Source organism: Streptomyces sp. NPDC093546 (assembly GCF_044765045.1).
GTDB lineage: Bacteria > Actinomycetota > Actinomycetes > Streptomycetales > Streptomycetaceae > Streptomyces.
Map to the genome: position 1 here is coordinate 105806 of NZ_JBIWJG010000017.1, position 26504 is coordinate 132309.

General features: G+C 70.8%; 21 protein-coding genes and 6 pseudogenes. 12 read left to right on the plus strand and 15 right to left on the minus strand.

Annotated elements, in window-relative coordinates; all coding sequences use genetic code 11:
• Positions 1–72: 72 nt before the first annotated feature.
• The 4 genes from ACIRNI_RS28545 to ACIRNI_RS28560 all read right to left on the minus strand — a co-directional run bounded on the left by ACIRNI_RS28545 (position 73) and on the right by ACIRNI_RS28560 (position 4390).
• On the minus strand, positions 73–216 hold the full coding sequence (locus tag ACIRNI_RS28545) for a hypothetical protein (RefSeq protein ID WP_403555714.1): 144 nt from the start codon (positions 214–216) through the stop codon (positions 73–75).
• Between the two features lie 109 nt (positions 217–325).
• Positions 326–1501, minus strand: coding sequence for an FAD-dependent oxidoreductase (locus tag ACIRNI_RS28550; protein ID WP_403555716.1), 1176 nt, complete (start codon positions 1499–1501; stop codon positions 326–328).
• Between the two features lie 670 nt (positions 1502–2171).
• Positions 2172–3392, minus strand: coding sequence for a glycosyltransferase (locus tag ACIRNI_RS28555; RefSeq protein ID WP_403555718.1), 1221 nt, complete (start codon positions 3390–3392; stop codon positions 2172–2174).
• A 125-nt stretch (positions 3393–3517) separates the two neighbouring features.
• Positions 3518–4390 (minus strand): SMI1/KNR4 family protein, encoded by an 873-nt coding sequence (locus ACIRNI_RS28560; protein WP_403555720.1) that lies wholly within the window; start codon positions 4388–4390, stop codon positions 3518–3520.
• Here ACIRNI_RS28560 and ACIRNI_RS28565 point away from each other — a divergent pair.
• On the plus strand, positions 4389–4559 hold the full coding sequence (locus tag ACIRNI_RS28565) for a hypothetical protein (protein ID WP_403555722.1): 171 nt from the start codon (positions 4389–4391) through the stop codon (positions 4557–4559). The genes ACIRNI_RS28560 and ACIRNI_RS28565 overlap by 2 nt on opposite strands.
• Before the next feature lie 666 nt (positions 4560–5225).
• On the opposite strand, the gene ACIRNI_RS28570 is transcribed toward ACIRNI_RS28565, so the two are convergent.
• Positions 5226–5540 (minus strand): hypothetical protein, encoded by a 315-nt coding sequence (locus ACIRNI_RS28570; RefSeq protein WP_403555724.1) that lies wholly within the window; start codon positions 5538–5540, stop codon positions 5226–5228.
• Between the two features lie 263 nt (positions 5541–5803).
• Positions 5804–6760: a LysR family transcriptional regulator gene (locus tag ACIRNI_RS28575; RefSeq protein WP_403555726.1), complete on the minus strand. Its 957-nt coding sequence runs from the start codon at positions 6758–6760 to the stop codon at positions 5804–5806.
• A gap of 212 nt (positions 6761–6972) precedes the next feature.
• Between ACIRNI_RS28575 and ACIRNI_RS28580 the strand changes: the two genes are divergently transcribed.
• From ACIRNI_RS28580 to ACIRNI_RS28590, 3 genes are all read left to right on the plus strand, one after another.
• Positions 6973–7839 (plus strand): NADP-dependent oxidoreductase, encoded by an 867-nt coding sequence (locus ACIRNI_RS28580; protein WP_403555728.1) that lies wholly within the window; start codon positions 6973–6975, stop codon positions 7837–7839.
• 128 nt (positions 7840–7967) lie between these two features.
• Complete coding sequence (locus ACIRNI_RS28585) at positions 7968–9089, plus strand: homogentisate 1,2-dioxygenase (protein ID WP_403555730.1); 1122 nt, start codon at positions 7968–7970, stop codon at positions 9087–9089.
• A 145-nt stretch (positions 9090–9234) separates the two neighbouring features.
• Positions 9235–9846 (plus strand): NADPH-dependent FMN reductase, encoded by a 612-nt coding sequence (locus ACIRNI_RS28590; RefSeq protein ID WP_403555732.1) that lies wholly within the window; start codon positions 9235–9237, stop codon positions 9844–9846.
• A gap of 553 nt (positions 9847–10399) precedes the next feature.
• On the opposite strand, the gene ACIRNI_RS28595 is transcribed toward ACIRNI_RS28590, so the two are convergent.
• On the minus strand, positions 10400–11113 hold the full coding sequence (locus ACIRNI_RS28595; protein ID WP_403555734.1) for an aminoglycoside phosphotransferase: 714 nt from the start codon (positions 11111–11113) through the stop codon (positions 10400–10402).
• A pseudogene (locus tag ACIRNI_RS28600) lies at positions 11110–12390 on the minus strand (pyridoxal-dependent decarboxylase); the annotation flags it as partial. The gene ACIRNI_RS28595 and the pseudogene ACIRNI_RS28600, both read right to left, overlap by 4 nt.
• Before the next feature lie 689 nt (positions 12391–13079).
• Here ACIRNI_RS28600 and ACIRNI_RS28605 point away from each other — a divergent pair.
• Positions 13080–13256: pseudogene (locus ACIRNI_RS28605) on the plus strand (helix-turn-helix domain-containing protein); the annotation flags it as partial.
• On the opposite strand, the gene ACIRNI_RS28610 reads toward ACIRNI_RS28605, so the two are convergent.
• A complete protein-coding gene (locus ACIRNI_RS28610; RefSeq protein ID WP_403555762.1) occupies positions 13204–13461 on the minus strand; it encodes a helicase associated domain-containing protein in 258 nt (85 codons plus the stop codon). The pseudogene ACIRNI_RS28605 and the gene ACIRNI_RS28610 sit on opposite strands and share 53 nt — an antisense overlap.
• Here ACIRNI_RS28610 and ACIRNI_RS28615 point away from each other — a divergent pair.
• Complete coding sequence (locus ACIRNI_RS28615) at positions 13451–13903, plus strand: hypothetical protein (protein WP_403555736.1); 453 nt, start codon at positions 13451–13453, stop codon at positions 13901–13903. The two genes, ACIRNI_RS28610 and ACIRNI_RS28615, sit on opposite strands and share 11 nt — an antisense overlap.
• Positions 13900–14472 (plus strand): GNAT family N-acetyltransferase, encoded by a 573-nt coding sequence (locus ACIRNI_RS28620; RefSeq protein WP_403555738.1) that lies wholly within the window; start codon positions 13900–13902, stop codon positions 14470–14472. Before ACIRNI_RS28615 ends, ACIRNI_RS28620 begins: the two co-directional genes overlap by 4 nt.
• 514 nt (positions 14473–14986) lie before the next feature.
• Here the strand turns inward: ACIRNI_RS28620 and ACIRNI_RS28625 are convergent.
• A complete protein-coding gene (locus ACIRNI_RS28625; protein WP_403555740.1) occupies positions 14987–15340 on the minus strand; it encodes a hypothetical protein in 354 nt (117 codons plus the stop codon).
• A gap of 1080 nt (positions 15341–16420) precedes the next feature.
• On the opposite strand from ACIRNI_RS28625, the pseudogene ACIRNI_RS28630 reads away from it, so the two are divergent.
• Positions 16421–17004: pseudogene (locus ACIRNI_RS28630) on the plus strand (transposase); the annotation flags it as partial.
• A gap of 32 nt (positions 17005–17036) precedes the next feature.
• Here the strand turns inward: ACIRNI_RS28630 and ACIRNI_RS28635 are convergent.
• A pseudogene (locus ACIRNI_RS28635) lies at positions 17037–17694 on the minus strand (VOC family protein).
• Here ACIRNI_RS28635 and ACIRNI_RS28640 point away from each other — a divergent pair.
• A pseudogene (locus tag ACIRNI_RS28640) lies at positions 17662–17914 on the plus strand (transposase); the annotation flags it as partial. The pseudogenes ACIRNI_RS28635 and ACIRNI_RS28640 sit on opposite strands and share 33 nt — an antisense overlap.
• Before the next feature lie 78 nt (positions 17915–17992).
• On the opposite strand, the gene ACIRNI_RS28645 reads toward ACIRNI_RS28640, so the two are convergent.
• From ACIRNI_RS28645 to ACIRNI_RS28655, 3 genes are all read right to left on the minus strand, one after another.
• On the minus strand, positions 17993–18298 hold the full coding sequence (locus tag ACIRNI_RS28645; RefSeq protein ID WP_403555764.1) for a hypothetical protein: 306 nt from the start codon (positions 18296–18298) through the stop codon (positions 17993–17995).
• Positions 18299–18381: 83 nt separating this feature from the next.
• The gene (locus ACIRNI_RS28650) at positions 18382–18666 is read right to left on the minus strand and encodes a hypothetical protein (protein ID WP_403555766.1); all 285 of its coding nucleotides are present in this window, start codon (positions 18664–18666) and stop codon (positions 18382–18384) included.
• Positions 18667–18957: 291 nt separating this feature from the next.
• Positions 18958–19143 (minus strand): hypothetical protein, encoded by a 186-nt coding sequence (locus ACIRNI_RS28655; RefSeq protein WP_403555742.1) that lies wholly within the window; start codon positions 19141–19143, stop codon positions 18958–18960.
• 38 nt (positions 19144–19181) lie between these two features.
• On the opposite strand from ACIRNI_RS28655, the gene ACIRNI_RS28660 reads away from it, so the two are divergent.
• From ACIRNI_RS28660 to ACIRNI_RS28670, 3 genes and pseudogenes are all read left to right on the plus strand, one after another.
• Entirely contained in the window at positions 19182–20030 is an 849-nt protein-coding gene (locus ACIRNI_RS28660) for a squalene/phytoene synthase family protein (protein WP_403555744.1), read from the plus strand.
• Between the two features lie 759 nt (positions 20031–20789).
• A pseudogene (locus ACIRNI_RS28665) lies at positions 20790–22169 on the plus strand (hypothetical protein); the annotation flags it as partial.
• Between the two features lie 836 nt (positions 22170–23005).
• Positions 23006–23767: a hypothetical protein gene (locus ACIRNI_RS28670; protein ID WP_403555746.1), complete on the plus strand. Its 762-nt coding sequence runs from the start codon at positions 23006–23008 to the stop codon at positions 23765–23767.
• 741 nt (positions 23768–24508) lie between these two features.
• Here ACIRNI_RS28670 and ACIRNI_RS28675 read toward each other — a convergent pair.
• Positions 24509–26086, minus strand: a complete 1578-nt coding sequence (locus tag ACIRNI_RS28675) for an SIR2 family protein (RefSeq protein WP_403555748.1) — start codon at positions 26084–26086, stop codon at positions 24509–24511.
• Positions 26087–26504 lie beyond the last annotated feature (418 nt).

Consider the following 26504-nt stretch of genomic DNA (forward strand, 5'->3'; position numbering starts at 1 on the left):
TGGTGCCCTCGCTTCCCGGAATCAGCCAGGGGCTGCGGGACGAGGGCCAGGACATCCGGCGCAGCGACGGCATCAGGGCACGCCGACCGCTGTGGGACACCGGCTGGGGCCGGGAGAGCGCCGCCCGCTACGCGCGCCGGCGTCGGTCGTACCCGGCACCTCCTTGTAGGTGATGTTCTCGGCGGGGCCGAAGGCGTGCAGGCGGATGGCGCGCATGGTGGCTCTCCCTTGCTGAGTGGGGCGCGTGCGGCGGCGTCGCGGTGTCGCGGCTCCGCGCGGTTTCGCGCCGTGCGGAAAGAGCCTTCAGCCTCAAGTCCGCGTGAGCTCAAGGCGCGGGCGTACGGGACGGGGTGACGCGGGCGGCCCGCAGGGCGAGGGAGGCCGCACCGATCGCGCTGGTGAACGACACCTCGGTCAGCACGCCGGGCGCCGAGACCTGGTCGCCCGCGAGGAGGACCCCGTCGCCCCGGTCGATCGCCGGGCGGTCGCGCCACGTGGTGCCCGGGAGGTCGACCGCTCCCGTACGGCCGTTGGCGACGGCCTCACGGCGCCAGAGGGTGCGCTCGCGCCAGCCGGGGAAGCCCTTGTCGAGCAGCCGTTCCGCGTGGGCGACACCGTCCGCCTTGGACTGCTGTGGCGCGATCGGGAACTGGCCCTGGAGGAGGGTCTGCCCGGCCGGGGCGAGGGAGGGGTCCTGGGCGGTGAACCGTTCCAGCCAGCCGGGTGCGTCCAGGTCGGAGATCACGAACGGGTCGCCGCGGTGCGACCGGAGCGCCAGGTCGAGCAGGACGGTGCGCCCGCTGGGCCAGGTGAGCGCCGGGTCCCCGAGGAGGCGGCGGGCGGCGTCCAGGGACGTGGCGACGACGACCGGGCCGTCACGGTCGGGCAGCGCGTCCACGCGGGCGGAGGTCTCGACGCGTACGCCGAGGTCCCGGGCGCGGGCGGCCATCCGGTCGATGACCCCACCCCAGCCGCCTCGCGGGTAGTGCGCCTCGGGCGGCAGCGCGGTGGCCCGGCGCAGCCGCTCCTGCACGAAGCGGGCGGAGAGCGAGCCGGGGTCGTGGTGGAACAGCGCGACGGCCGCGAAGTGCGCGGCGGCGCGGCCGGCGGGGCCGCCGGTCAGGCGCTGCGACCAGGTGGCGAAGTCCACGTCGACCGGGGCCTGTTCGGGCCTGCGGCGCGCCAGGCGGAGCATGCCGAGGGGCGGCGTGCGGCGCAGCTCGCCGTCCAGGTGGAACCGGAACCGGGCGCTTTCGCGCGGCGGCACGGCGGCCATGGGCCCGAGCAGGCCGCGCTGCGCCAGCCAGGACCAGTGCGGGCCGCGGTGGTAGAGCGCGTGGGGGCCTTCGTTCGTGCGGTACGGGCCCTCGGCGGTGCGGGCCCGTCCACCGAGGGTGCGGTGCGCCTCGTACAGGGTGACCCGGGCGCCGGCTTCGGCGGCGGTGATGGCGGCGGTGAGCCCGGCGAAGCCGCCGCCGACGATGGTGATGGGGGTGGGCATGGTGTCTCTCCCGGAGGGTGGGTGTGTGGCCGTTTCTCAGGGAGACGGGTGGGCGGTGCGATGTGTGACATCGGGGCGGGTGGGGGTGGTGCGGTGGTGCGGGCCGGGTAGACGAGCCGCTCTCCGAGGCCCTCCGCCTCCATGCACGGGGCGTACGGAAGATGGCGGCTGCACGCCCCACGGTCCGCACCACGAGCGGGTGGAGTGGGCGAAGGAGTTCACCCGCAAACTGTGGGGCTGAGGTACCCGCCACTGCGCCGCCGGGCCAACGTGGCGCTGTGCCGTTTCCAGTGGAAACGGCTCACTGGCGTGGTCCCTCTTCGGGGGCTGCTGCGGGCGCACCGCCTGGCGGTCGGCCAAGACCACGCGTGGGGCGGCGTTTCCCCGTGGGCACGGGGACCACCGCCCCTCGCGTGCGGGGCCGACGCCCTCCCGCCCACCGACCTGCCCATCGTCAGCGGCTACCCCCCGCACGTGCGGGGACGACCCTTGGAGGAGTTCTTCGAGGCCGTGGCTTCGTGCACGACTTCGGGCAGGGTTTGTTCACGACTTTGGGAGGCGTCAGGGGGACGGTGGCGTTCGAGTTGTTCGCGAGTTTCGGCAGCACGGATACGGCGGAGTGCCTCGGACGGTCTGGCACCGCAGCATGGTGGTGGAGCATTCCTCGGATTCACCCGGCGTCCCCTGAGCCGATGTGGGTGAGCACCGCGGCGGCGCCGTCCTCTGCTGCGATGCGGTGGGCGAGTTCGGTCGCGCGGCGTCGGTGGGCCGGCTCGGACAGGCAGACCGTGATCGCGTCCCTGAGAGCTTCGGCGGTCAGGTCCTGGAACGGCACAGGCCGGGGGGCTACCCCCAGCTCGTACAACCGAGACGCCCAGAACGGCTGGTCGGCCATGACGGGAACGGCCACAGCGGGCACTCCGGCCCGCAGTCCGGCTCCGGTCGTACCCGCCCCGGCGTGATGGACGACAGCGGCGGTACGAGGGAACAGCCAGTCGTGCGGGACGTCGCCGATGGCCAGGACGTCGTCGCCCCAGCCACTCAGTTCGGCCCACCCCGCCTGCACCACCGCACGCACCCCCGCCCGCCGTACAGCCGCAGCCACCAGCTCACTGAGCCGTTCCCCCTGCCCTGGCGCCATGCTGCCGAACCCGATGAACACCGGCGGCGGACCGGCCTCGAGGAAGTCGACCAGTTCGGCCGGGGGTTGCCACCCGTCCGGCCGCGCGGGCCACCAGTAGCCCGATACTTCCGCCCACGACGGCCAGTCCCCGGGGCGCGGCACCACCAGCGGGCTGAAGCCGTGGAAGACCGGCCGGATGTCCCCCGATGACGATGACGCGCCGGCGCCGGGCAGCCCGAGGTGGGCGCGCAGCCGGGTCACGGCGCCCGCGAAGACCCCTTCAGCGCGCCTCACCACGTCCCGACCTGCGGCGAGGTTGCCCTCCGGCCCCGGGCCGCCGACGGTGCTGCGTGCGTTGGGCAGCGCGAATGCTCCGGTGGCGAAAGCCGGTACGAGGTACGTGCCGATGACAGGGATGCCGAGCGCTTCGCCGGCCGTCCTGCCGAGCGGCGCCGGGCCGGAGGGCGTGAGCAGCAGGTCGGCCCCGCCCGCCACGGCTTCCGCCACCCCGTCGGCGAGCCCGTCCGCGTACGCCCTCGTCAGTGCCTGGGCCTCCTCCCGCGACGCCGCCTGGGACCAGTCCCGGATCAGCCCCTGCGGGTCTCCCGGCACAGGCCGGTAGTCGAGACCACACCCGTCGATGAGTGCGGTGAAAGACGCGTGAGCGGCCACGGCGACCTGATGGCCGGCGTCCAGCAAGCGCCGCCCCAGGCCCGTGAAGGGCGCGACATCCCCACGTGAACCGGCAGTGATGATCAGAATCCGCATGCAGCGATTCTCCTCGGCGGATGGCGCCCGGCCACGTCGCCGGCCAAGGGGATCCTCAGCGCGCCTCCAGCCCCGGGAGTGTGCTGTCGGTACTCGTGAACATCGAACACCGCCAAGTCGGCGTGCTACTCAAAGCCTACGGCAGGGAGCTGATCTTCGCGGAGGCCACGGCGTTCCTCGCGCAGTCGGCCGAGAACTAAGTCGGTGAGGGAGTCGGCCACAAGGATGGCACCGAGGCTCTTCTCGTGATCGACCAGGATGATCTGCCCGAAGTGTCCGCCCGGGCCAGGAGTCAGGTCGACGGCGAACTCGTCACCTCCGTTGCTGCCGAAGCCGATCCAGCCCGTTGAGCCGGCCAGGCCCTGCACCGCGGCGTCGGGTGCCGTACTGACCGCGCGCTTCGCGTCCATATCCCATCCGTGGTGACGGAGCGGTCCGGTGATGGCATAGAGGTAGTCCAGACCGGAGAGCTCGCAGCCGACCGCTTCACCGGCGCGATCGGCCTCCTCGAAGTCGTCTTCGTAGTCCACCCGTGTCACCCCGTAAAGCACCTTGAGTTCGTCGGACAACGTGACACCGAGGCGTGCTTCGGCGGCAGCTCTCGGGTCTGGGGAGCGGGGGAGTGGTGGCGGCGCGTCGACGGCGTCGGCGCTTGAAGGAGCAGACCCGCAGCAAACTGCAGGTCTGGGGTGCGGTGCTGTCGCTGGCCGTAGCGGTGTGGGTCGTCGGGAACTGGTCGAGGGTGTGGCCCGTCCCTGGTGGCCGTACTCGCCGCAGCCATGGTGGGCGGGGCCGGCTGGGCGCTGCTGCGGGCGCACCGCCTGACGGTCGGCCAGGACCGCGCGTGGCGGGCGCAGGAGGAGGCCCGGGCGCGTGAGTTGTCCATGGCCCAGGTCGACGCCCTGTCGTGGCAGGAATTCGAGACGTACATCGCGGAGCTGTGCCGGCGGGACGCCCCTCTGCCTGACCGCGGCACGCCAGCGGATCGAGGGATGCATGCAGCCGGCAGAGTCTGCGGAGCAAGGGGTTCTTCTCGACCAGGAGCAGGTGGAGGTGCCGGCCGCCGATGTCCTCACCGCGCTCACCCAGCTCGACGAGGCCCGGGCTGCGCTGGACACCCTGGAGCACGACCTCACCCGGGCCGCCCGCAAGCGCGGGACCTCCTGACAGCAGGTCGCCGACCATCTCGGACTGGCCACCCGCTCCAGTGCCGAGAGCCGGTTCGTCCGTCTGGAGCGCGACGCCGTCGGCTTCCGCGGCGACCGATACCCGGAGAAGCTCCGCGCCGATCGGGCCCGCGATCGGGCCGCGGCTGCCTGGCGCCGTGAGAAGAGGACCGGCTGCGCGCCGCCGCGCTGCGCCTGGCCGACGCCGCGCCGTCCTGGCCGCAGCTGGCCCGCTCTACCGACGGCGGCCGCCGCCCGCAGCGAGGTCCTGGCGCTCCTGGACGAACTGCGCGCCGCCCGGCACCGCTGAGCTGTTGCGCCTGCTGGGCGGCGGAGTGCATGTGGCGGGTCCGCCTCGCGGGGTTGTCGGGTACTCGGTGAGGGCGAACGGTGTGCGGCTGCGTGTCGGGCGGGCGGGGGCCGTGCTGGGTCGCGGGGAGGTCTTCGAGCTCCATGCCGTGCTGACCGCGTGGCTGTTGCTGAACCCGCCGGCGAGCGGCGCCGCGTCTTCGGAGGATCGGGACGTGCGGAACGGCCGTACGGCTCCAGGGTGGGCTGGTGTCCCTGTGTCCTGTGCCACTGAACCTTGAGCGTGTGCCATCGAAGATTAAGCGGGGGCGGCCTTCAACCTTCAAGAGTCCCCGCAGGGTGCCAGTTCCTTCGCCGATCAGCGGTTGGCGTAATGCGCATCCCACGCCTGCTTCTGCCAGAACAGCACAAGGAAGAGCACGAGGAGCAGCTCGTCGGACAGCGGTTCACCCTCGCCGTGCAGCCGAACTCGAATGGGGCGGCTGCCGAGTCGGTCGTAGAAGATCTCAAGAGGGCCGACGGCCTGCACGCGGTTGCCGTGTCTGTCATATTTCAGCTCATAAGGGCCGATGCGCAGCAGGCGGGTGCCGTGCTTACTGGCTTCGCAGCTCCACTGACCGACTGTGCGCGGCAGGGTGGACCACCGGCGGTAGGTGATCTCGACGCCGCCCACGGCGCGCAAAGTCGAACCGAACCGCTGATACTCGAGCGTCCATGACCCCAGGGCGCGTGGTGTGCTGTCCAGCCACCCGCTCAGGTATGCCGACAGAGTGCCCGGCCACTGGCCGCAGCGGGTGACCTCCGCGCGGATTCCGACGTTTGTGCCGGAACCCGCGTACGGCGAGTTGCGGACCCTGGGCAGGGTCCGCAACTTCCGGCAGGTGCGATTGGGCACCTCGGCCGAACGCGGGAGTTACGAGCCGGGCATGAGAGTTGTCAGGAGGGTCCGGGCAGGTCGGTCCGGTCGGTGCCCGGGAGCCACCAGGTGCGGTCGGGGAACTGGTGCCAGTGGTGGTCTTGGGCGTAGTTGTGGACGAGCTCCAGGGCGCGGTTGACGGTAGGTGTGGCTGTTTGCGTATTCCACACGGCGTGCCATGGGTAGAGCGGTACGGGGTTGATCAGGGGGCGAGCCGTGAGGCCGTGGGGTAGGTCTCCGGTGGTGAGGCCGAAGGCGGGGTAGCCGCGGGCGAGGACGGTGGCGTGGATGGCGGCGCGGCCGTGTCCGCGTACGCGCAGTGCTGCCTGGAGGTTGAAGTCGTTGATGGCTTCGTCGATCCAGTCGCGCCATTCTGCGGCTTCCTCGGCGGTGTGGACGAGGAGTGGGTGGTCGGTGAGCGCGGTGAGCGTCACCTCGTCGTGGGCTGCCAGGGGGTGATCGGTGGGCATGACGAGGCCGATGGGTTCCAGCCGGACGGGCATGGTGCCCAGGGGCGCCGGGAGGTCCTGGCCGAGGCCGTGGGGGCGGCCGAAGGAGATGTCGAGGTCTCCGGCGAGCAGGCGGGGCAGGGCGGCGGCCAGGCCCTGGCTCTGGAACACCTCGAAGGGCAGGCACGGTGACTCGCCGCGCAAGTGCTGGGTGATGAGTGAAGGGGTGAGCCCTTCGGTGAGGACGTCGATGCGCAGCGGTGCCTGTGTGCGGGCGACCTCGTCGACCAGGCGCTGGGCGTCGGCCAGCAGGCGTCGGCCGCGTTTGACGAAGATTTCGCCTGCGGGGGTGAGGGCCACGTGGCGGCGGTCACGGGTGAACAGGGGGACACCGACACGGCTTTCCAGGGCGCTGATCTGCGAGGAAAGCGTCTGCTGAGCGATGGTCAGCGCCGCTGCCGCCCGACCGAAGTGCAGCTCCTCGGCGAGGGTGACGGCGTAGCGCACCTGGCGCAGGTCAAGGTCCACGCCTTCCACATTAACAGTCTTTGACTGTCACGTATCAGCCCAGGAGTGTTGGACGCGATCGAGCCGTAGGCGTTGACTTGGTCACCAGAAGGACGCCGGATGGCACTGATCGAAGGCTGTTTCCGGTACTGATTCACTCAATCGAAGGTAAGGCGGCGGCTGGCATGAAGGCAGTGGTGATGGACTCCTACGGCGCTCCGGAGGTTCTCCGGGTGGCTGATCTTCCTGAGCCGAAGGCCGGGCCGGGTCAGGTGCGGGTGCGGGTCAAGGCGGCGGGGCTGAACCCGATCGACGCGAAGGTCCGGCGCGGGGAGTTCGACGCGGTCTTCGACATCTCTTTCCCGCAGCAGCTCGGCAACGAGTTCGCCGGGGTGGTCGACCAGGTCGGCGCCGGAGCCGAGGGCTTCGCGGTGGGGGATGAGGTGATCGGGTTCGTCGATCTGGCGGCCTACGCCGAGCAGGTCGTCGTCCCCGTCGAGAACCTGACCTTGAAGCCTGCGGAGCTCTCCTGGGAGACGGCAGCGGTCATCGGCGCGGTCGGTCAGGCGGCGTACAACGCGCTGCGGATGCTGGAGGTCGCAGCGGGCGAGACCGTGCTGATCCACGGTGCGGCCGGCGGGGTCGGCTCGGTTGCCGCCCAGTTCGCCCGCGCCTGGGGCGCCCGGGTGATCGGCACCGTCAGTGACGACAACCACGACTACGTGCGGTCCCTCGGTGGTACGCCTGTGACGTACGGCGAGGGCCTGGAGGAGCGTGTGCGGGAGCTGGCCCCGCAGGGGGTGGATGCCTCCCTCGATCTGACCGGCTCCGAGGAGGCGATCACCGTCTCGATCGCCGTGACCGGCGACAAGGGCCGGATCGTGACGCTGGCCAGCCCGCCGCTGGCCAAGCAGTACGGCATCACGATGATGTTCGGCACCCGCGCGGCCGAGACTGTGGCCCAGGTCGCCGGTCTCGCAGCCCGCGGCGACTTGGACCTGCCCATCGCCCGCTGCTTCACGCTGGCGGACCTTGCCGAAGCTCACCGGCTGATGGAAACCGGCGGCCAGCGCGGCAAGCTCGTCCTCACCCTGGACTGACCCGGCTACCAGCACGGCGGCACCCCCCCCGCCTCCGCGAACGGTGCACCGGGGCTGCCGCCCGCCCCGCAGCACCCTCACACACTCACCGACTGGCGCGACGCGGTACGCGCCCATGGAGGAGTCTCATGTTCGCCAAGCACGTTCAGGGCCGGATATCCGGTCAGGCCCACTCGGCGGTGCCGGAGGGCACCTTCGAGGAACATCACGCACGCCGCGGCTTCGAGGGAGAGGTCTCCCAGCTCTACCACGCCCACCCCACCACCAACTGGCTGCGCGTCGAAGGCCCGATCCGGCCACGCGGTATCCAGCTCACCGACCTCGCGACCGCTGACGCGTCCAACCCCAGGGCGCTGCCGACGCTGCTGATGTTCAACGACGACATCAAAATCTCGGTGTCCAAGCGGTCCGCCGCGATGCCGTACTACTTCCGCAACGCCGACGGCGACACGCTGCTGCTGACCCAGTCCGGCAGCGGCACCCTGGTCTGCGACTACGGCGCCCTGACCTACGGACCGCTGGAGTACCTGGTCATCCCGAAGGGCACCAACTACCGCCTCATACCCGACGAAGGTGTCGAGCACCTGACGTACGTGGTGCAGACGCGGGAGCCGATCGTGCTTCCCGAACGCGGCCCGCTCGGTCACTTCCTGCCCTTCGACCGAGGCGTCCTGGACGTCCCCCGGCTCGACGCCCGGGAGGCCGTCCCGGCACCAGCAGACGCGAGCGGGGAGTGGGAGGTGCTCATCACCCGCGACGGGGAGCTGTCCTCCATCTTCTACGCCTTCGATCCCGCCGACGTCGAGGGCTGGACCGGCAGCCTCGCCCCGTTCCGTCTCCGACTGGCGGACATCCGGCCGTTGACATCGGAGCGGCTGGATGTGCCGCCGATGGCACACGCCACGTTCCAGTCGGGCGACAACTGGATCGTCACCATGGCCCCGCGCCCGATGCAGAGTGCCGAGGACGCCGAGCGCGCGCAGCCCTACCACCGCAACGTCGACTACGACGAGGTGATCGTCCCCCTCGGCACCCCCGACGGCCGCAGGGTCGGCCCGCCCCCCGGGCTGATGAGCGTCACCCCCGGCGGGATGAACCACGGTCCCAACCAGGCACGCCTGGCCGCGGCCCGCGACCGGCTGCCGATCTACGTGTGGAACATCGACACCGCCCGCCCCCTGCACTACACGGACGCCTTCGCGGCCGGTGAGATCCCCGACTTCGCCCAACGCGAGAGCTTCCGCGGCTGACCCACCGAGCTGTCTGACCGCCGGCCCCGCCCCGAAGCCCCGCCCGGCGGGGCCGGCCTTTGTCCCGCCCCTCACCCTCAATGCCGCTTGTCCATGTCGGCGCGGCGACACTGCCACGCCCGTATCTGTCCCGGAGTAACCCTTCATGAGCCATGTCCTGGCCATCTCCGGCTCTCTGCGAGCCGCCTCATTCAATACCCAGATGCTCCAGGGCCTTCAGACGCTCGCCCCCGAAGGCATGCACATCGAGCTGTTCAAGGGCCTGGGCGAACTGCCCCACTTCAACGAAGACCTCGAGGCCGACCCGCCGGCCACCGTGCGCAGGATGTGGCAGGCCATCGCCGACGCCGACGGCCTCATCGTGGCCACACCCGAATACAACGGCGCCATGCCCGGTGTCCTGAAGAACGCCCTGGACTGGGCTTCACGCCCCTACGGCGCGAGCACCCTGCCCGGCCACGCCGCGGTAGTCCTGTCAGCTTCCCCCGGCATCTTCGGCGGCATCCGCGCCCAGAGCCAGCTGCGTGAACTGTTCGCCCTGCTCAACGTCTACGTGGTCGGCGGCCCCCAGGTCGCCGTCCCCGAAGTCCACACCCGCCTGGACCACGAGGCCGAGCCGGGCGAGCGCCTGAACGACCCCACTACCCGCGCCATGCTCACCTCCCTCCTGCACGGCCTCGCCGAAGCCATCGACCACCAGGCCGGACGCCGCCTCATCCAGCCGCTGCACCACTGGCGAAGCCAGCTCGCCAGCTGACCGTCCCCTCAACGGACCTCCGCCCGCTGCCCGACAAGCGCAACACACGCTGAGGCGTGAGCACATCCTGATCATTCGCGAGACCGGTCGATCGCCGTGGCCACGTCGTCACAGGCCTGGCCGATGACTGCAAGGTGGACCAACCGGCACCGACTGGCCGACGGCCACGGAAAAGCGGTTCACCGCGCTGTATGAACTGCTGACCGCCCATTCGGGCCTGATCACCCTGTGCGGTGCCCGGCCCTGGCTCGGCCCGCCGGCGCCCCAACCGATCAGCTCGGAGCCGACCCGGGGCTCCCAGCGATCGTGGCACGTTCCCTCGCCTGTGCCGGGCTCCCGCCGCGCGGACGCCGTCACGCCGCAACCGCGCGCTCCGTACGACGGATTCCACCTCGTCGGCATCGACCGCTCGCTGCCGCCTGATCCGGCCTTCGAGGCCCGATCCGAGGACGGGCGTTCAGCGGCGGTGTGCCTCCCATGCCCGCCTGGCTTCCAGGGCTCGCCGGCGGTACGCCCGCAGGTCTTCGACACTCTCGTGGGCGCGCTGCTCCCATTAGCTGGTGATCGAGGCGGCGAACGCCGTGACCGCTTCTTCGGGGGCGTCCTGGTAGGCCGGGATCTGGGCGGCGTGCTTCTCGGCTTCCTCGGGGGTGTACCCGGCGAGGATGAGCTGGGGGACCATCAGGGCGGCGTCGAGCCAGGCGGCGCCGCGGTGGGCGAGGGCCCAGGCGACGAACAGTGGGCCGTGCTCGCCGATGAGGATGTTGTCCGCCCTGATGTCGCAGTGGAGCAGGGTGTCGCCGCGCATGGCGTCGTGCTGCGTGGCCGCGCGTTCGACGACGGGGTGGTCCGTGAATTCGGGCGCGTCCGGGTACGGGCACGGGGTGAGCTGGGTGTGGAGGGCTGCGACGGCGTCGAGTACGGCGGAGAGGTCGGGGGAGCCGGGGGAGAGGTCGGGGTGGCGGCCCTCGGCGTAGGTGAAGGCGAGGACGACCCAGCCGTCCGTGTCCATGGTGGTCAGCAGCCGCGGTCCGAGCCCGTCGGGGAGGCGGTTGATGGCTGCCTCGGTGCGGTACAGGTCGGCGAGCGGGCCGTGTGCGGGGATGGCCTTGATGAACACCTCGCCGCCGGTGGCGGTGAGGATCCGGACGCGGACGCCGGGGGTGAAGCCGCCCGCGACGGGCTCGGCCGGGCTGGTGGGCTGGAAGTGGTCGGCGATGCGGTGGCGGATGTGGGCTGGGAGGTCGTCCCAGGTTGGGGTGGTCACGTCGGTCTCCACGTGATCGCGTCGTGGTCGAGGTGGACCAGGTGCTCGTGCGCGAGGTCGGCAAGGCCCCGGCGCAGGACCGCGTACAGGTGGGGGCCGGGCCGGTAGCCGAGGAATCGCTTCTCGGTCAGGCCTTCCGGAGACGCCAGTAGTGCGCTGGTGGCGTCGGCGAGCCTGATTTGCCCGGCCCCGGCGATCCGCAGGGCGAGAAGTGCGCAGCCTCGTTCGGCCTTGGCGACGTGGCGCCGGTAGGTGTGGACGTCGCCGGTGAGGAAGAGGTGCGGGGTGGTGAGGGCGTTGAGGAGGAGCCGCCGTTCGAACGCCGGGGAGTTCAGCATCTGCGGGTTGCCCATGAACCGCAGCGGGTACAGGGTCGCGCCGTGCTGGAGGCGGCCGGTGTCGTCGGGGACTGAGAACTGGTGGAAGTGCCACCGGCCCTCTTCCAGGATGCGGGCGTGGATGCGTCGGCTGATGGTGTTGATCCGCTCGGCGTCCGGCTGTGCGGGGTCGTGGCCGGTGGGCAGGTACAGGAACACCACGGCGGTCGTGCCGGGGTCGTTCAGCCGCAGGAGGCGCGGGTTGTCGTCGACCAGGCCGGTGAAGGTGCGGGTGGTGATCAGGCGGCGCCGCATGAGGTCGGCGAGCCCGCTGCGGCCGTGGGCGCGCATCATCGCCCACAGCTTGATCGAGGACCACTCCTTGGTGCCGATGAACGGGGTGACCTGCCCGAAGGCGAAGTCCTCCTGCATGATCAGGTCGGAGTACGAGGAGATCAGCCGCAGGGCGGCGGGGTCGCGTACGAGGAGCGCGGACATGGCGTACGGGATGTCCATGACCTTGTGCGGGTCGACGGTGACGGAGTCGAAGTCCTTGATCCCGTTGAGCCTGCCGGCGGGCTCGGGCGTGAAGGCGCACATCAGGCCCCAGCGGACGTCGGCGTGCAGCCAGATGCGGGGGTCGGCGGCGCGGGTGATGTCGTGGACGGCGCGCAGGTTCTCAACGGTGTGCGTGCGGCTGTCGCCGGTGTAGGCGACGACGGACAGCACCTCGCCTGGTCGTTCGGCCAGGGTGCGTTCCAGAGCCGCCAGGTCGTAGCGGTAGCCGCGCGTGGGGACCTCGATGATCCGGCCGCCGCAGCCGATCCACTCCAGGGCGCTCTTGACGCTGTAGTGGCCGATCCCGGCCGGGACGACGATGTGCGTCCGGCTCGGGTCGGTGACACCCTGGTGCATGGTGCTGGGGGCGATGTTCTCCCGGGCCAGCATCATCGCCGTGGTGTTGGAGCCGGTGCCGCCCTAGGTGGTGACGCCGCCGACGTCCCACCCCGTCTTCACCTCGGCGACGGCCGGGTTGGTGTAGCCGATCAGGTCGCAGAGCCACCGGATGACGGCGATCTCGGTGAACGTCGCGGACGGCGCGGCGAACGACTGGTTGATCAGGGCGATGAGGCCGCCGGCGAGCGCGGCGATGTCGGCGCCGGTGTGGCCGAAGCCGAGGAAGCGGGGGGGGGGGCTCGTTGGTGCATATCGGCAGCACGGTGTCCACGAGCTCCTGCACGACCGCGGTCACGCCGGACGGCTGCCCGGGCAGGTCTGTGACAAGAAGGTCGCGGATCTCGGCGGGAGCGAGACGTTTGCGGGTCACCTGGTCGTCGAGCTTGAAGTCGATGCCTACAGTGACGAGCTGGTTCAACAGTTCGATGGCGCGGTTGCGGTCCACGTCGTGCAGCAAGGGCATGGCGTCACTCCTTCTCGTGGCGCTCGCGGGATCAGCACGCGGCCGGGACGTTGCAGGCCGCGGGACAGACGGGGCTGCCTTCCCCGCCTCGTCGCTCAGCCCCCGACCGGAGCCTCTGCGGCTCCCAGACCAGGGTGGTGTGGCGACCAGTCAACAACCGATCACACTGATCGAGCTAGGTCTCGCCGAAGGTCTGCAAAGCCTGTGCGCCGGTCGGCACACTGTGTGCATGACGGTGGAGCTGGGCGAGAAACTGCGGCTGGCGAGGCAGGCCAAGCGCATGTCTCAAACGGCGGTCGGCGAACGGGTGGGTTACTCGGCCCCGTGGATCTCCCGGGTCGAAGGCAACAAGATCACGCCAGATTCAGCCACGCTGGCCGCGTTATGTGATGTCCTGGGCCTGTCAGTTGACGATGTTGGTGAAGGAGGTCACGTGGACCGTCGAGGAGTTCTCGCGCCCGGCCTGGGCATGGGAGCGCCGCTGCTCGCTCGCCGTCGTACCGCGCGCTCCGCTGCTCCGCGACCCACTGCCCCAGCGGGTAGGCGCCCCCCTTGTGCCCGTACGACACCCGGGCGTGGCCTTCCCGCTCGGCGTACTGCTTGAGCTTCACCCAGCTGGTGCGGCCGGGCGGCTACCACCGGGGCCGGACGGCAGGGATCGCGGCGATGCCCGAGCAGCTGCTCGCCCTCGCGGCCGATGACCCCGAACACGACGACCAGGAGCCCGAGGCCGAACCTAGGGAGGCGATTGACCTGACGGCGCTGCGGACCTTGAAGGAGTCCCGCACGGACGTGGACGTCCTCGATCTCACTCCCGAACGGCTGCGCCGCCTTCAGGACGCGTTCACCAAAGCGGCCGACGCCTCCCGCACCCGCGCGCACCGCTACGCCGAACAGGACGACGCCGATGTAGCGCGCCCGGTCCGCCCAGGCGACCAGCAGACGCACCGCCCATGCGGCGCGTCCGGCGTCACCGGGGACGTACGCGCCCCCGACCGTCCGGACAAACGGATGGCCGGGGGCGAGCGGGACGCGGCAGGATACTCCGCATGACATTGCCCACCCCCGAGCTGCACACCGCCCGCCTGCGACTGAGGCCGTTCATCGACGCCGACGCGGCGCCGCTCTACGCGCTGCACAGCAGCGCCAACGTGCTGCGCTACTGGGACTCCCCGCCATGGACCGAACCGGCCCGCGCCCAGCGCTTCATCGCGACCTGCCGGACGATCGAGGAGGAAGGCACGGGAGCGCGGGTGGCCGTCGACCGTGTCTCCGACGGCGCGTTCATCGGCTGGTGCGGCCTGACCAGCTGGAACCCGGACTTCCGCAGCGCGTCCCTGGGCTACGTCTTCGACACCGCCGCGTGGGGCCACGGCTACGCCACGGAGACCGCGCACGCCGTCCTGCGGTGGGCGTTCGACACCCTGGACCTGAACCGCGTTCAGGCCGAGACCGACACCCGCAATGTGGCGTCCGCCCGGGTCCTGGAGAAGCTCGGCTTCGTCCGCGAAGGCACCCTCCGCGAGGACTGCATCGTCAACGGCGACGTCTCCGACTCCTGGGTCTTCGGCCTCCTCCGCCGCGAGTGGCACCCGACGGCCACGCCGACGGCCGGCCGCTAGTACCGAGACCTGCCCGCCTTTCGTCCTCCGACAGGCAGGCCGTAGCGCTCAACCATTGTCGGAGTACGTCTTCAAGACCCGCGCCGACGAACGCCGCTGCGACCCGGGGCGCGACTCGGGATGCGACCCAGGACGCGATGTCCGCCCGCTGCCTCGCCGCCCCCCCCGTGCGGGCCTCCACCGCCCGTGCCGGGGTCGCTGCTCCGTACCGGGGCCGGGTGGGCTGTCCGCTTCCGCTTCGCGTCCGCCGCCCGCGCGCGGTACCCGCACCCGCCGCTCCGCGCCTGGCCCGGTCGCTGTACCGAGCGCGCCGGGGTCGTCGTGCGTTCGCCGCCTTCCCCGGGGCTGTTGATCGCCCGGTCCGCCGTTCAGCGCCGGGGGCGTCGTACGGCTGCCTTGCTCGCCGCTCCGTACGGGGCGGCGTCGCCGTACGGCGGCTGCGCGTTTGGGCCGCCGCGCCAGTCCTGCTCCCGCGCCGACGAACGTGTAGAGGGCTTGAGGGACCTTGCGGCCGCTACTGGCGCAGGCAGTAGTAGCCCTGAACCGTCATCCGTGTCTTGAACGCGTTGTAGAGACCGGCTTCTCGGTCCTGCCACATCCGGTCACAGCGGTAGGACGCCCCGGACCGGCCCTTGAGGATGAACGGGTCCTGGATGACGTGAACTACGTCCGTGCCTTTGGGACGTTCGCAGGGAGCTGAGCCCCAGGCGGCGGTCCGGCGGCTCGGATCCGGATCGAGGGCGGTAACGGAAGCGCAGGTGTAGACCGGCGGGGCCGCGTGGGCCGGGCTGGCCGCCACCGGCAGCAGCAGGGTGGCCGCGGCCGTGGCGAGGAGCAGGCGAGGGGTGCGCTGGGGGAGGTGCGGCATGATGGCGCTCCTTTTCGTCGAGGTCACCCTTGGCGTGCCCGGATCTCTGGCCGTTCACAGCCAGTACGGGGAGTGTTGACCTGACTGAGGGACACGCTGTGACGTGGGTCAACGCACGTGAGGGACATGGGCCGGACTTCGCGCAAGTGCGGGGCGCTCGTGTCTCATACGGGTGACGTGGCCACGGCGCTCCTCACCCGCACGAAGGACGCTGTCACCTCCACGCACCCCCACTCCCGGCGTGCCCTGCGCGCAACGCCCCGGACAGCAGGCTGTACGGCGCCGCGCCGCTTGCTCGCGTGCCGGGGCCGCGCTCTGTTTGCCCCCGCCGTCCACCCGCAGCACGCTCGGGCCGCTCCGCCGTGCGTCCGCGCTACGCTTCGCCTCGTGCCGGGGACTGGCTGCCCCGCCCGCCGCCCGCCGCCCGCCGCCCGCCGCCCGGTGCCTGCCGCGCGTCGTACGCCCGACGCGGCTCCGCCGCTGCGCGCCTGTTTGCCGTTGTTTGTTGCGTTCGGGATGGTCGTCCAGGCGCCGTTCGGGCGTTGCGCCGTGCGAGCTGCGTCGGGGTCGTGCCGTGCTGCCGACTGCCTGCTGCGACGTCGGGGTCCGCCCGCCGTCTCGCCGACCGTCGTGCGGGCCTCCGCGCGTGCTTCGTGCCGGGGCCGCTTCGCCGCCCGCTGTATGGCCGGGCTGCTCCGTACCGGCGCCGCGCTGGTGCACGTCGTACGGTCGCTGGCCGAGGTCCCGTCGTCGCTCCGTGCCGGTTCCGCCCCGCCGCTCGTCGTACGGTCCGCCGTCTGTCCGCCTACCCGTGCTGGGTCCCTGCCGGGGCCGGGTCGCTCCGCGCCCGCGGTCCCGCTGTATGGCCACGTCGCGCGCGCCGTGCAGCTCTGTCTGCGCCGTAGGTCCGGGCGGGCCGGCACGGTAGGCGCCTTCGTTCGCCGCGCTCGCCGTACGGCCGGGTGCTCGTGCGCCGCTCGGCGGGCTGCGCCGTTCTTGCGCCCTGTCCAGGTCTAGTTGGACGCGTTCGCCGCCTGCCGGCGCCGCGCGCCCGCCCGCCGTCTCCGCCGTTCGTGGTATGGGTCGAAGTCGGCGGCCGACCGCATCATCGACCACCTTGGGCCGTCGCTCGCGCTCCAGCAGCGCAAGCGGTTCCGCAGGGACGCCGTGCTGATCGTGGACGTCACCCTGGTCCCGACCCGCGACCACACCATCGCCGAGCAGTCGAAGAATCACCGGTACTCCACCAACCACCAGGTCGTCATCGACGCCGACTCCCAACTCGTCGTCGCCGTCGGCTGGCCGCTGCCCGGCAACCGCAACGAATGCAAGGCATGGGAACTTTCCGGTGCGAGGCCGCCGTCGGCCGGGCCACGGTCATCGCGGACGGCGGCTATCGGGGCACAGGCCTGCTCATTCCGCACCGCCGTGAATGCGGCCAGACCGCACTGCCAGCTTGGAAAGAGGAGCACAACACCTGGCACCGCAAGGTCCGGGCCCGTGTCGAGCACGTCTTCGCGCGGATGAAGGCATGGAAGATTCTTCGTGACTGCCGTCTGAAAGGCGACGGCGTTCACACCGTCATGCCCGGCATCGCCCGGCTGCACAACCCCGCCCTCGCGGGGAAACTCCCGCCCTATGCGAGAGCGGAGAGGTCCGGGTAGGTGGCTCCCCACCTCCCCGGCTCGAAGAGCGTTCAGTCGATACAGAACTCGTTACCCTCGATGTCCAGCATCGGGATGCACGACTCGTTTTCCTCATCGGCATACAGCGTTTGCACGTGGGTCGCACCGAGCGCGACCAGTCGTGCGCACTCGGCTTCGAGCACGGCGAGGCGCTCGTCCCCCACGAGCCCGGTTCCGACTCGGACGTCGAGATGCACCCGATTCTTGACGATCTTGCCTTCCGGGACGCGCTGGAAGAACAGACGCCGGCGGCATGACGTACCCCAACACTTCACACCAGAAGCGAGCGAGGCGCTCAGGTTCTGCGCAGTCAAAGGTGACTTGGAACTTCTTGATCTCTGACATCGGCGCACCGTACCGCGTAGCAGGGTGACCCTGCCGCTCATTTCCCCAGGTGGAGCCGCCCGCTAGCCGTCGCATCCTGGGCCGCCTCGGACACCAAGTGATCAAACCGAACAGTCCAGGAGAACGACGCGACCGTGGCGGCGGAGCGCCCCAGCGGTCCCCAGGATCCAGTTCTGCACGAACCATCTTTGGATCAAGATCAGTTGCGGGACAACTCTTAGCTGGACGCGTTCGGCGTCTCCACGGCGCTCCGCGCCCGCCGTACGGCGGTTGGCCGGGGCCGCCGCTCCGCTGCGCGCCGAGCGGCGGCTGTCGTGGGAGCATGTGCGCCTGGCCCGGGGAGCGCCTGGGCGTGTCGGAGCGAACGGTGTGGCGGTGACTGGCTGAGGCCTCACGATCGCCCCGGGCCGCGATCCGCCCCGGGGAACGCAGCGGTGACCGGTTTGAGATCACCAAGGAGATCCGGGCGCTGCTGGCGTACTGGCACGGCAACGCTTCCGCGGTCCAGCGCGAGTTGGTGGCCCGGGCCGGGACGGGCGGCCGTGATGGTCAGCCGACGCCGCCGCCTGACTCCGTGACTTCTCCCGCAGGCGCCCCGCCGGCCGCGGGGAGGGCTGTTTTGTCAGTCCTCGAATTCGAATTCTGGGACAAGGGTAACGTCCCTGCCCGTGCGTACGCGATAAAAGATCTGGAGGCCTTCGGGCCCGAGGGCGCGGATTGTGCCCCAGGGGATGGTCTGAGCGGTCTTGAGGCCGGTGAAGTTGGAATTGTCCTCGATAAGGTCGAGGTTGACGCCGTTCTTTCGGCGGCTGAGCGTGAGGGTGTCGCGAGGCTGGCGGATCTCGACGGTGCACTGCTTCGCCACGGAGAGGTGAAGTTGCACGATGCCGCTTCTGTCGATGGTGGCGCTCTTGTCCCGGACGGCCATGCTGACACCTCACCTCGTGTGTGGCTTGTCGCCTGCTGGCGCGACAAGCTGCCTTCGCGCAGTACCGTACGCGGCGCTATGCGTTATCCGCTCGTGGATCGCCGACCACAAACGAGGATCCTCCCACCGCTCACCCGACCGACGATCCACAGCGGCCTTCCCCGCCCGTGGGGTGGCCGCTGGAAGCGGCCTTTCGGCTGCCCGGCCGCTCTGGCCGCCGTCTTGGCCATGGCGGACAGCAGCCCGTTGGCCAGCGCGGTGCCGTCCTTCTCGGTAAGCGGCTCGGCCCCCGATCCGTAGGGGCGCACCTGGTGGTGCACCTCGTTGCCGTATGAGGTGCAGATCGAGATGAGCACGCTGCTCGTCATGGTCGCTGAGGCGCTGGAGGAGGGATGTGAACCGGTCGAGTTGCAGCAACACGTGAGCATTTTGCTCAGTGCGGCTGCGCAGGTGACGTCACAGGTGCCTGAGAAGCTTCGGGTGCTGCTGGAGGATCTGCGTTTCGCCGGTCGTCAACGGCGATGGTGCGCTGGAGCAGGGGCGCTGGGTCGAAGGTGTGGGGTGCGGCCGCTCCGTGCCGCCGCGCGCCCGGGCCTTCGGTCCTGGAGCCGGGGGAGTGGGAGATTACCCGTGTTCTGTTGCGGTACGAGCGGCTGGCCTCAGGTTCGTAGAAGGTCGGTGTGGATCGAGGACTTCACCAGCTTGTCCTCGGCGGCCAGGTCGTCGTCGGAGGCGTCGTGGACGTACAGCTCGGCAGCGGTCTTTGGCAGTTTCTCCGCGAACGCCGGCGGCTCATCCGGGTTTCCGGTCGGCCGTAGCGAGCGTCTCGCCCGGAGTGTCCCCACCCCCTAGGCTCACAGCCGACGGACGACAGGAGATCGGCATGTGGAAGCGGGCCCTCGACCGGGCCGGGGTCGGCGAGGCCCGGCTGCGACGGGACTACACGGAGCAGCGGCGGGCGGTTCGGCGGTATCGGCCCGCCGAGTACGCGGCGGCGCGGTTGCTGCTGCCCGCCGGGCTGCTGCCGCACGTCGTGGCCGCCGTCGCCTTCATGCACGAGACGGACGACCGGATCGACCGGGGTGCTGACGACGAGCGGGCGGGCGCGCTCGCGGAGTGGGACGGGCTCGTACGGAAGGCGTTCGCGGAAGGCGTCTCGGGGCTGCCGGTGCTGCGTTGCCTGACGCGCACCGCCGAGCGGCACCCGGACGTGCGCGGGCACGTGGAGGACTTCCTTCGGGGGTGCGCGCGCGAGGCGGCGTGGCGGACCATCGCGGACGACGAGGAGCTGGAGCGGTACGTACGGGAGTACTCCCTGCCCGGGCTGATGCTCACGGCCTGTCTGCTCGCCCCTGCGGAGCCACCCGCGCGGGAGGCGTTCACCGCCCACTGCCATGTGCTCATCCGCGCCATGCAGCGCCTCGACTTCCTGGAGGACCTGGCCGAGGACGTGCGCGCGGGCCGGCCCGGCATCCCGGCCGACGCGGTGGCGCGCCACGGCGCGGACCTGACGCGGCCCGGCCCGGAGCTGGGCCGGCTCGTCGGGCGCCGGCCCCTCCCGCACAAGCAGCTGCCCGAGCCCGACCAGCTGAAGGACCCTGACTTCGTCCAGCGGTACCAGCCCATCGCGGAGCGCCTGCGCGCGGCGCTGGACGCCCGCCCCACCGGCAGGACCGGGCTGTCCGCGGGCACCGTCAAGACCGGCAGAGGCAAGGACCACGTGATGCCCTGATCCTTCCCACCCCGCGCCCGTCCCGGCCGGGGCCGGTGGAGTCCACCCGACAGGCGGCGCGGGCTGCTGTCCGGCGGGTGCCGGACGGATTCGGCCGTTGCCTCGCCCCTCCGCGCCGACCCGCCCGGCCGACGTGGGGGAGTCCACCTGGCAAGCGACACCGCCGCCCCTCCGGCAGTACACGCAAGCCGAAGGCGCGATCCGCCGGCTCCAATGCACCCTCGTCACCGTGACGGACGCCCAACGATGCCCTGATGCGGCCGGGAAGCGCCATGATCACCAAGGGCGGGGCCTTATGGTGTCGAGGTGCTGGGGACATTGGCGTATCTCCCTGTCGTCCCCAGCTCATGCGGTCCGTGAATTGTCGATGACGGTCACGTTCCGGGCGCGCGTGGACATCGGCGAGTGCCATCCTGCTCGGATCCCGCCGTCAACCCGACACCGCATAACTTCACCCCCTCGCGTCATGGCGAAGCTTGACCAGGCGAGCGTTTCGGCCGTCCGTTCGGGGGCGCTTGGTTCATGTGGTCATATGCGCGTCGGTGCACCGGTCCCCGCGCGGTGCGCGAGCGCGACACGCCGCACATTTATGCGCGAATCAACTACTCAAACCCGTCGGACAGAGATGTCTGAGAACGAAGCTCGGTCACTTTCCGTCATTCCTCGCACCCGCTGTACTCAGCGTGTTCAAGCAGCGACAAGCAGTCACGTTTCATGTGTGGCGCTGCACGCAGAGAACACCCAGCAAAGGGGAAGACAGTGACCACTCCTACCCCACTCCGCGTCTCGCTCGTCAACGGCAGCTTCGAGGAACCCCCCGTCACCGACGTCGAGTTCCTGCCGGATGCCTCGCAGACGCAGGAGCCCCGCCGGGTCCCCGGCTGGCTCACCACCGCGACCGACCGCAGGATCGAGCTGTGGCGCTCCGGCTTCAACGGCGTCCCGGCGGCCGACGGGGCCCAGTTCGCCGAGCTGAACGCCCACCAGGTCTCCACCCTCTACCAGGACCTGCCGACCACACCGGGCACGCGACTGTACTGGCGGCTGTACCACCGCGGGCGCCTCGGCCAGGACACCATGGCCCTGGACATCGGCGCACCCGGAGCCGTCGTGGAGCAGCGGCGCTTCACTGACGGCAACACCGCCTGGGGTTACTACACCGGCACCTATACCGTGCCGGCCGGCCAGAACACCACCCGGTTCGCCTTCCGCTCCGTCTCCGCCGCCGGCGGAAACCAGGGCATCGGGAACTTCCTGGACGGCGTGTTCTTCGGCACCGCACCCCGCGTTGTGCTCACCAAAAGCGCCATCCCCGAGGGACCGCTGGAGGTGGGCGACGTCATCACCTACCGCGTCACCGCCCGCAACGAGGGCGGCGGCGCGGCCGAAGCCCTCACCCTGACCGACGCCATCCCGGCCGGCACCACCTACCTGCCCGGGTCCCTGCGCATCGTGGAAGGTCCCAACACCGGGCCGAAGACGGACCAGACGGGGGACGACCAGGCGTACGTCGACGCCCAGGGCGACCGGGTCGTCTTCCACCTCGGCAACGGCGCCACCAGCGGCCAGCCCGGCAGCCTGCCCAACACCGAGGCCCTGCCCGGCGGTACCACGGTGGAGTACCGGGTCACCATCGACGAGGCCAGCGGCGGCGGCCGGATCACCAACACCGCCACCGCCACCTACGAGAACCGCCTTGGCCCCAGCCCCGAGCCGCTGACCGCCACCTCCAACGAGGCGGTCACCGAGGTGCGACCGGCCGCCAACCTGACGGTGGTGAAGGCGGCCGACGCCACCACCGTCACCGTCGGCCAGGTCGTGACCTACCGCATCACCGTCCGCAACGCCGGCCCGAACCAGGCCACCGGCGTCACCGTCACCGACCAGCTCCCCGGCGACCTCACCTTCCTGTCCGCCACCGGTTCCCCCGGCACCTACGACCCGGCCACCGGCCAGTGGACGGTCGGCGACCTCGCCAGCGGCGCCACCGCCACCCTCATCCTCCACGCCAAGGCCACCGAAACGGGACCGCTTACCAACACCGCCACCGCCACCGCCAACGAGAGGGACCCCCGCCCCGGCGACAACACCGACGCCGTGACGGTCTGCGTCGAACGGACCCCCTCCTGCGACCCCTGCCCCTGCCCCCCGCCCGGGCCCGCCCCCTGTGATCCGTGCACCGACACGCCCATCGACCCGACCCGGTGCAACGCGCTGACCTCCACCGCGTCGGGCCTGCTCGTCCCGCAGACCCGCGTCACTGGGGTCACCGGCCCGGCGCCGCGCCGTATCGCCGACGACCGGCAGTCGATCGACGTCGTCGTGAACGCCCCGGACGCCGATGACTGCCCCCAGACCTACTCGGTCAAGGCGTACCTGACTCCCCGCCACGGCCAGGTGGGACCTGTCGCCAACGTCAACCTGCTGCCGACCCGCACCAGCAACAACTGGGCCGACACCGACCTGCGGCTCACCCTTCCCGAACCGGGGGTGTATCTGGTGGTCGGCGACCTCCACACGCAGATCTGCGCGACCGTCGACGAATCCGGAACCACCAACCTGTGGACCACGGTGCGCCTGATCGACGGGACCGGAGCCGACCTCGGGCGCCGCCACTCGGCCCAGCACCAGTTCTCGGCGTCGGCCACCACCCGCTTCCAGCACTGCATCAACGGCCCGACACCGCTGTCCAGGCTCATCACCGTGACGCCGGCGCAGGGGTCGAGGACGATCCGCGTACAGGCGATCCTTCAGGGCGGTGGTCCCGGCAACGGGCTGACCGGCGGGTCCACGATCGAGGGGTCGGAGTTCCGGGGCAGGGGGTCCCACCTGACGTACGTCAAGATCAGCGACTGAGGCGACCGATGCCCTGCCCCGGCCGACGACGCTTCGTCGGCCGGGGCAGCCAGGGATGCACATCGATTTTCCAAACGGCCGGGCCACCCCCTCGCCGCCACACAAGCCAGGAGGCGTACATGTGTAATACCCGTGTTCCCTGCGCACCGCACGGCGGCCGAACGCGGTGCGCGTGCCCGCCGCCGTGCCGCAGCACCTCGACGCTGCTGCTGTGCGACATCACCACCGCGACCCCGGTCAGGCTCACGGTCGTGGACGACACGGTCGCCACCCTCGGCCTGGAGGCGAGGTTCCCGGACCTGCCGGGTTCGCACGCCGCCCTGTGGTCCGGCGGCGCCCTCACCTACCCCGCCGACCCGAACGGCGCCGCCGGCGACGGCACCCAGGTCTACCGCACTGCCGTCGGCCGCATCACCGCCACCTCGCCACCCGCCTGCGAAGGAGCCACCGGAACGCTCACCATCTCCGCACGCGTCACCCAAAACGGACCGGGTGCGGGCCAGGCCCAAGTCGGTTCACTGCGGCTGTATCGCAACACCATGCTGACGGGCTTCGACAACGTGACGCCGAACGCCCCCGTCGGCCACGTCGAGACACTGACCGTCTCCGCCCCCATCACGGCGGCAGACCTCGCCAGCGGAAACCTCTACGTCGCCCTGTATCTGGAGACCTTCCACGTCACCAGCAAGTCGTGGACGGCCGACCAGTTCTCCATCACCGCACAACTCAACGGGTGCACCGTGCAGTTCCTGCGCACCTTCGTCATCGACTGCAACACCGGCACCGTCCTCCGCCATTCGGACACCACCCTGGACGGACGCCCGTACACGCCCACCGGCCAAGTCGGACAGTGCAGCACGGCCAGCGACAGCTCGATCTGACGCGATGCGAGTGCGCTTCAGGCGGGCCTTCGTCGCCCAGGCCGACGACTCCCGGCTTACCGAGTGCTGCACCCCCACAGCGCCGTGAACCGGACGCACACGGTCGAGCGCGCACCGGACCCGGGCACATCCTGGCTCCGCCCGACGGGTAGCTGCGCGTGCCGCATGGCCCCCTGCCCGTGCAGGGGGCCATGCGGCATCTCCCTCCCAGCGCCCGCCACCCGTGCCGGCCCGGCCGGGGTCGGGCGCGGGCGAGTCCACCCGGCAGGCGGCACCTCAACCCTGAGCGCCCGGGGCGGGCAGATGGGCTCCGTGCCAGCCCTCGCCGGTATGGAGTGCGGGGGATAGGCCCCGGTCCCCGGGTGACGGGACCGCAGTACGGCCGGGGCCGCCCCCACCCCCGCACCGCCGCGCCCGCTCGCCCCGCGACCGCCCCGCGGCGGCCCCTGGCCCCTGGCTCGTGGTCCTGGTCCTCGGCGTCGTCCTGGCGGTGCTTGATGAAGTCGCCCCCGCCCCCGCCCGCGGGCCCACCCCGGCCGGGCGCCGCGCCCCTCCCCGCGCCCGCCACACCGATACGGCGTGTCTCGCTGCCCGTTGCCTCCCCGTACGGGCAACGGGCAACCCCTCCCAGCGCCCTTGGCCGTGGTGGAGGTCGCGGCCGCCGATGACGAGACCGGACCACTTCGAGCGCGCGCTGCGTCCCGGCATGACGATGACTCCGGCTGAACTCGAAGGCCGGGCTCACCATCTTCTGCCGTGCTGGCTCCTCCACTCAGTGAGCGCGGAGAGGGCCTTCTGAGCGCGGGGGAGCTGTCTTCCAAAGGCGCCGGCGTGCAGGAGCGGCCACGTTTCGGTGAGTTCCTCCGCGATGACGCTGGCGAGGCCGTTGTTGTCGTGGCCCCATGCAAAGCTGAGGAAGAATTCTCCGGACCAGGGGTAGGCGAAGAATTCGCTGTCGGTGTCCATGGCGATCATGGAGGCCAGGAACTCAAAGCGGGCGCATGCTTCGTTGTAGGCGGTGTCGCTGGTCTCGATGAGTCGGAAGGGCTCGCGCAGCGTGTCCTTCAGCCAGTTGCTCTGGGGGTAGAGAAACCTCCCCCCGTTCCCGGACGGGTGCATGTCGTGCATGCCGTCGGCGATGAGGATTCGGTTGGGGTTGAGGTACCAAGCTGGCCCTAGACGGGCGTGGCCGGAGTTCGGCAAGGCCCACTCAGGGTGGTAGAGGACGGTGGCCAGCAGTTCCTCGCGGCGGTTGAGGATGGCGGCGACGCCGATCGTCCAGGTGGCCAGCAGCGCCGGAAGGTGGCGCAGCTTCTCCAAGTGCTCGTTGAAGGGACTCGGTGAGGTGTCGCGCAGGCGGGCGAGGCGCTCGACGGCGCGCCGCCATACGTGGTCGTGGGTGCCGTCGTCGTGGAAGACGCCGGTGGCCAGCAGGTGCAGCAAGATGTCGCTGTCAGCCCGGTAGCCGCGGACGTTGGACCCGAAGGTGTCGGCCCAGGTGGCGGATGCGGCAAGCACTGGCCTGTGCTCGGGCGTGCTGCGGCCGACGATCTGGGTGACGGCTTGATCGACGAGGTCGAACAACTCGATCCGGCGCAGAGGGTCGGGCAGGGCTCGCTTCAGCTGTACGACGGCGACGTCCCGGGTGATGGGCGCGGTGGTCAGCCGGTCCAGGGCTTCGACTCGGCTCACGAGGCCGGTGAACAATTCGTCGGCGTTCTTGCCGTCGATCACCACCGCACCGTGCTGCGCGGTGAGGGCCCGGGCGGCGTCGCTGAACCGGCCATACTGCGACCAGAACAGCGGGTACCGGCGCGACCGGGTCCCCTCGACGGCGCGGACGAGCGCTCGGTCCCAGTCCGCGGACCAGCCGCATACGATCAGCCCATACTCGTCCAGCACCCGCTCCAGGAGCTGCTGGAGCTCCTCCGGGTAGGTCTCCAGCTCGTCGACCGTGTTGCGCTGCTCCAGGTCGGCGTAGTCCCCGTGCAGCTTGATCACAGTGACCTGGCTGTGCGCGAGCGGCTTCATACCCTTGATCTGCTCCGGACGGCTCACCACCTGCGGCGAAATCCCGACCTCCTGCAGAGCCCGCTCGGTCAGCCGGTCGAAGTTGGTGGTGAGGATGACCCTGACGCTGCCGCGCTTGACCAGCTGGGCGATGGCCCGGTGTGCGGCGGTAGGGCCCTTGCTGTCCTCCACCAGCAGCAGCGCGTACACGCCCGGGCTGGAGTGCACGTTCAACGCCATGGCCATCGCGGGCTCGATCAGCCCCCCCGCCGGGATGGCGACTGTGTCGGCCGCGCTCTCGCTCTCCATGTGTGCCCCTCCCGAGGACGGCTCGCCCGGCAGGCGGAGTCCCGCCGTGGCAGGCAGCATACCGCATTAATCGTCAAATTGACGAGAACGGGGCGGGTTGCCACATCGATCGCACGCCGCCGCACTCACCGACACCGCCCCGCCCGGACTGCGGACGTTGTTGACGGTGTCGACTCGGATGACGGTCCCCCTCCGCTGGCACCGGTTCCGGAGCCGAGGCCGGCGCCTGTTCCGACGAGGGGCTGGGTTTCGAGCTCTGTGCGGCTGGTTCTCACGTCTGCGGACCTGACCCGGCAACCCTCCCGTCGGCAGCGCGGGCAAGCCCTAGGCCGTGTCCGGAAAGTCGATCGCTCGTTGCTCTGTTCGTGGTACGTCGGCATGAATTGACGGATGAGTCGTGGGCGTTGATCGCTCCGTT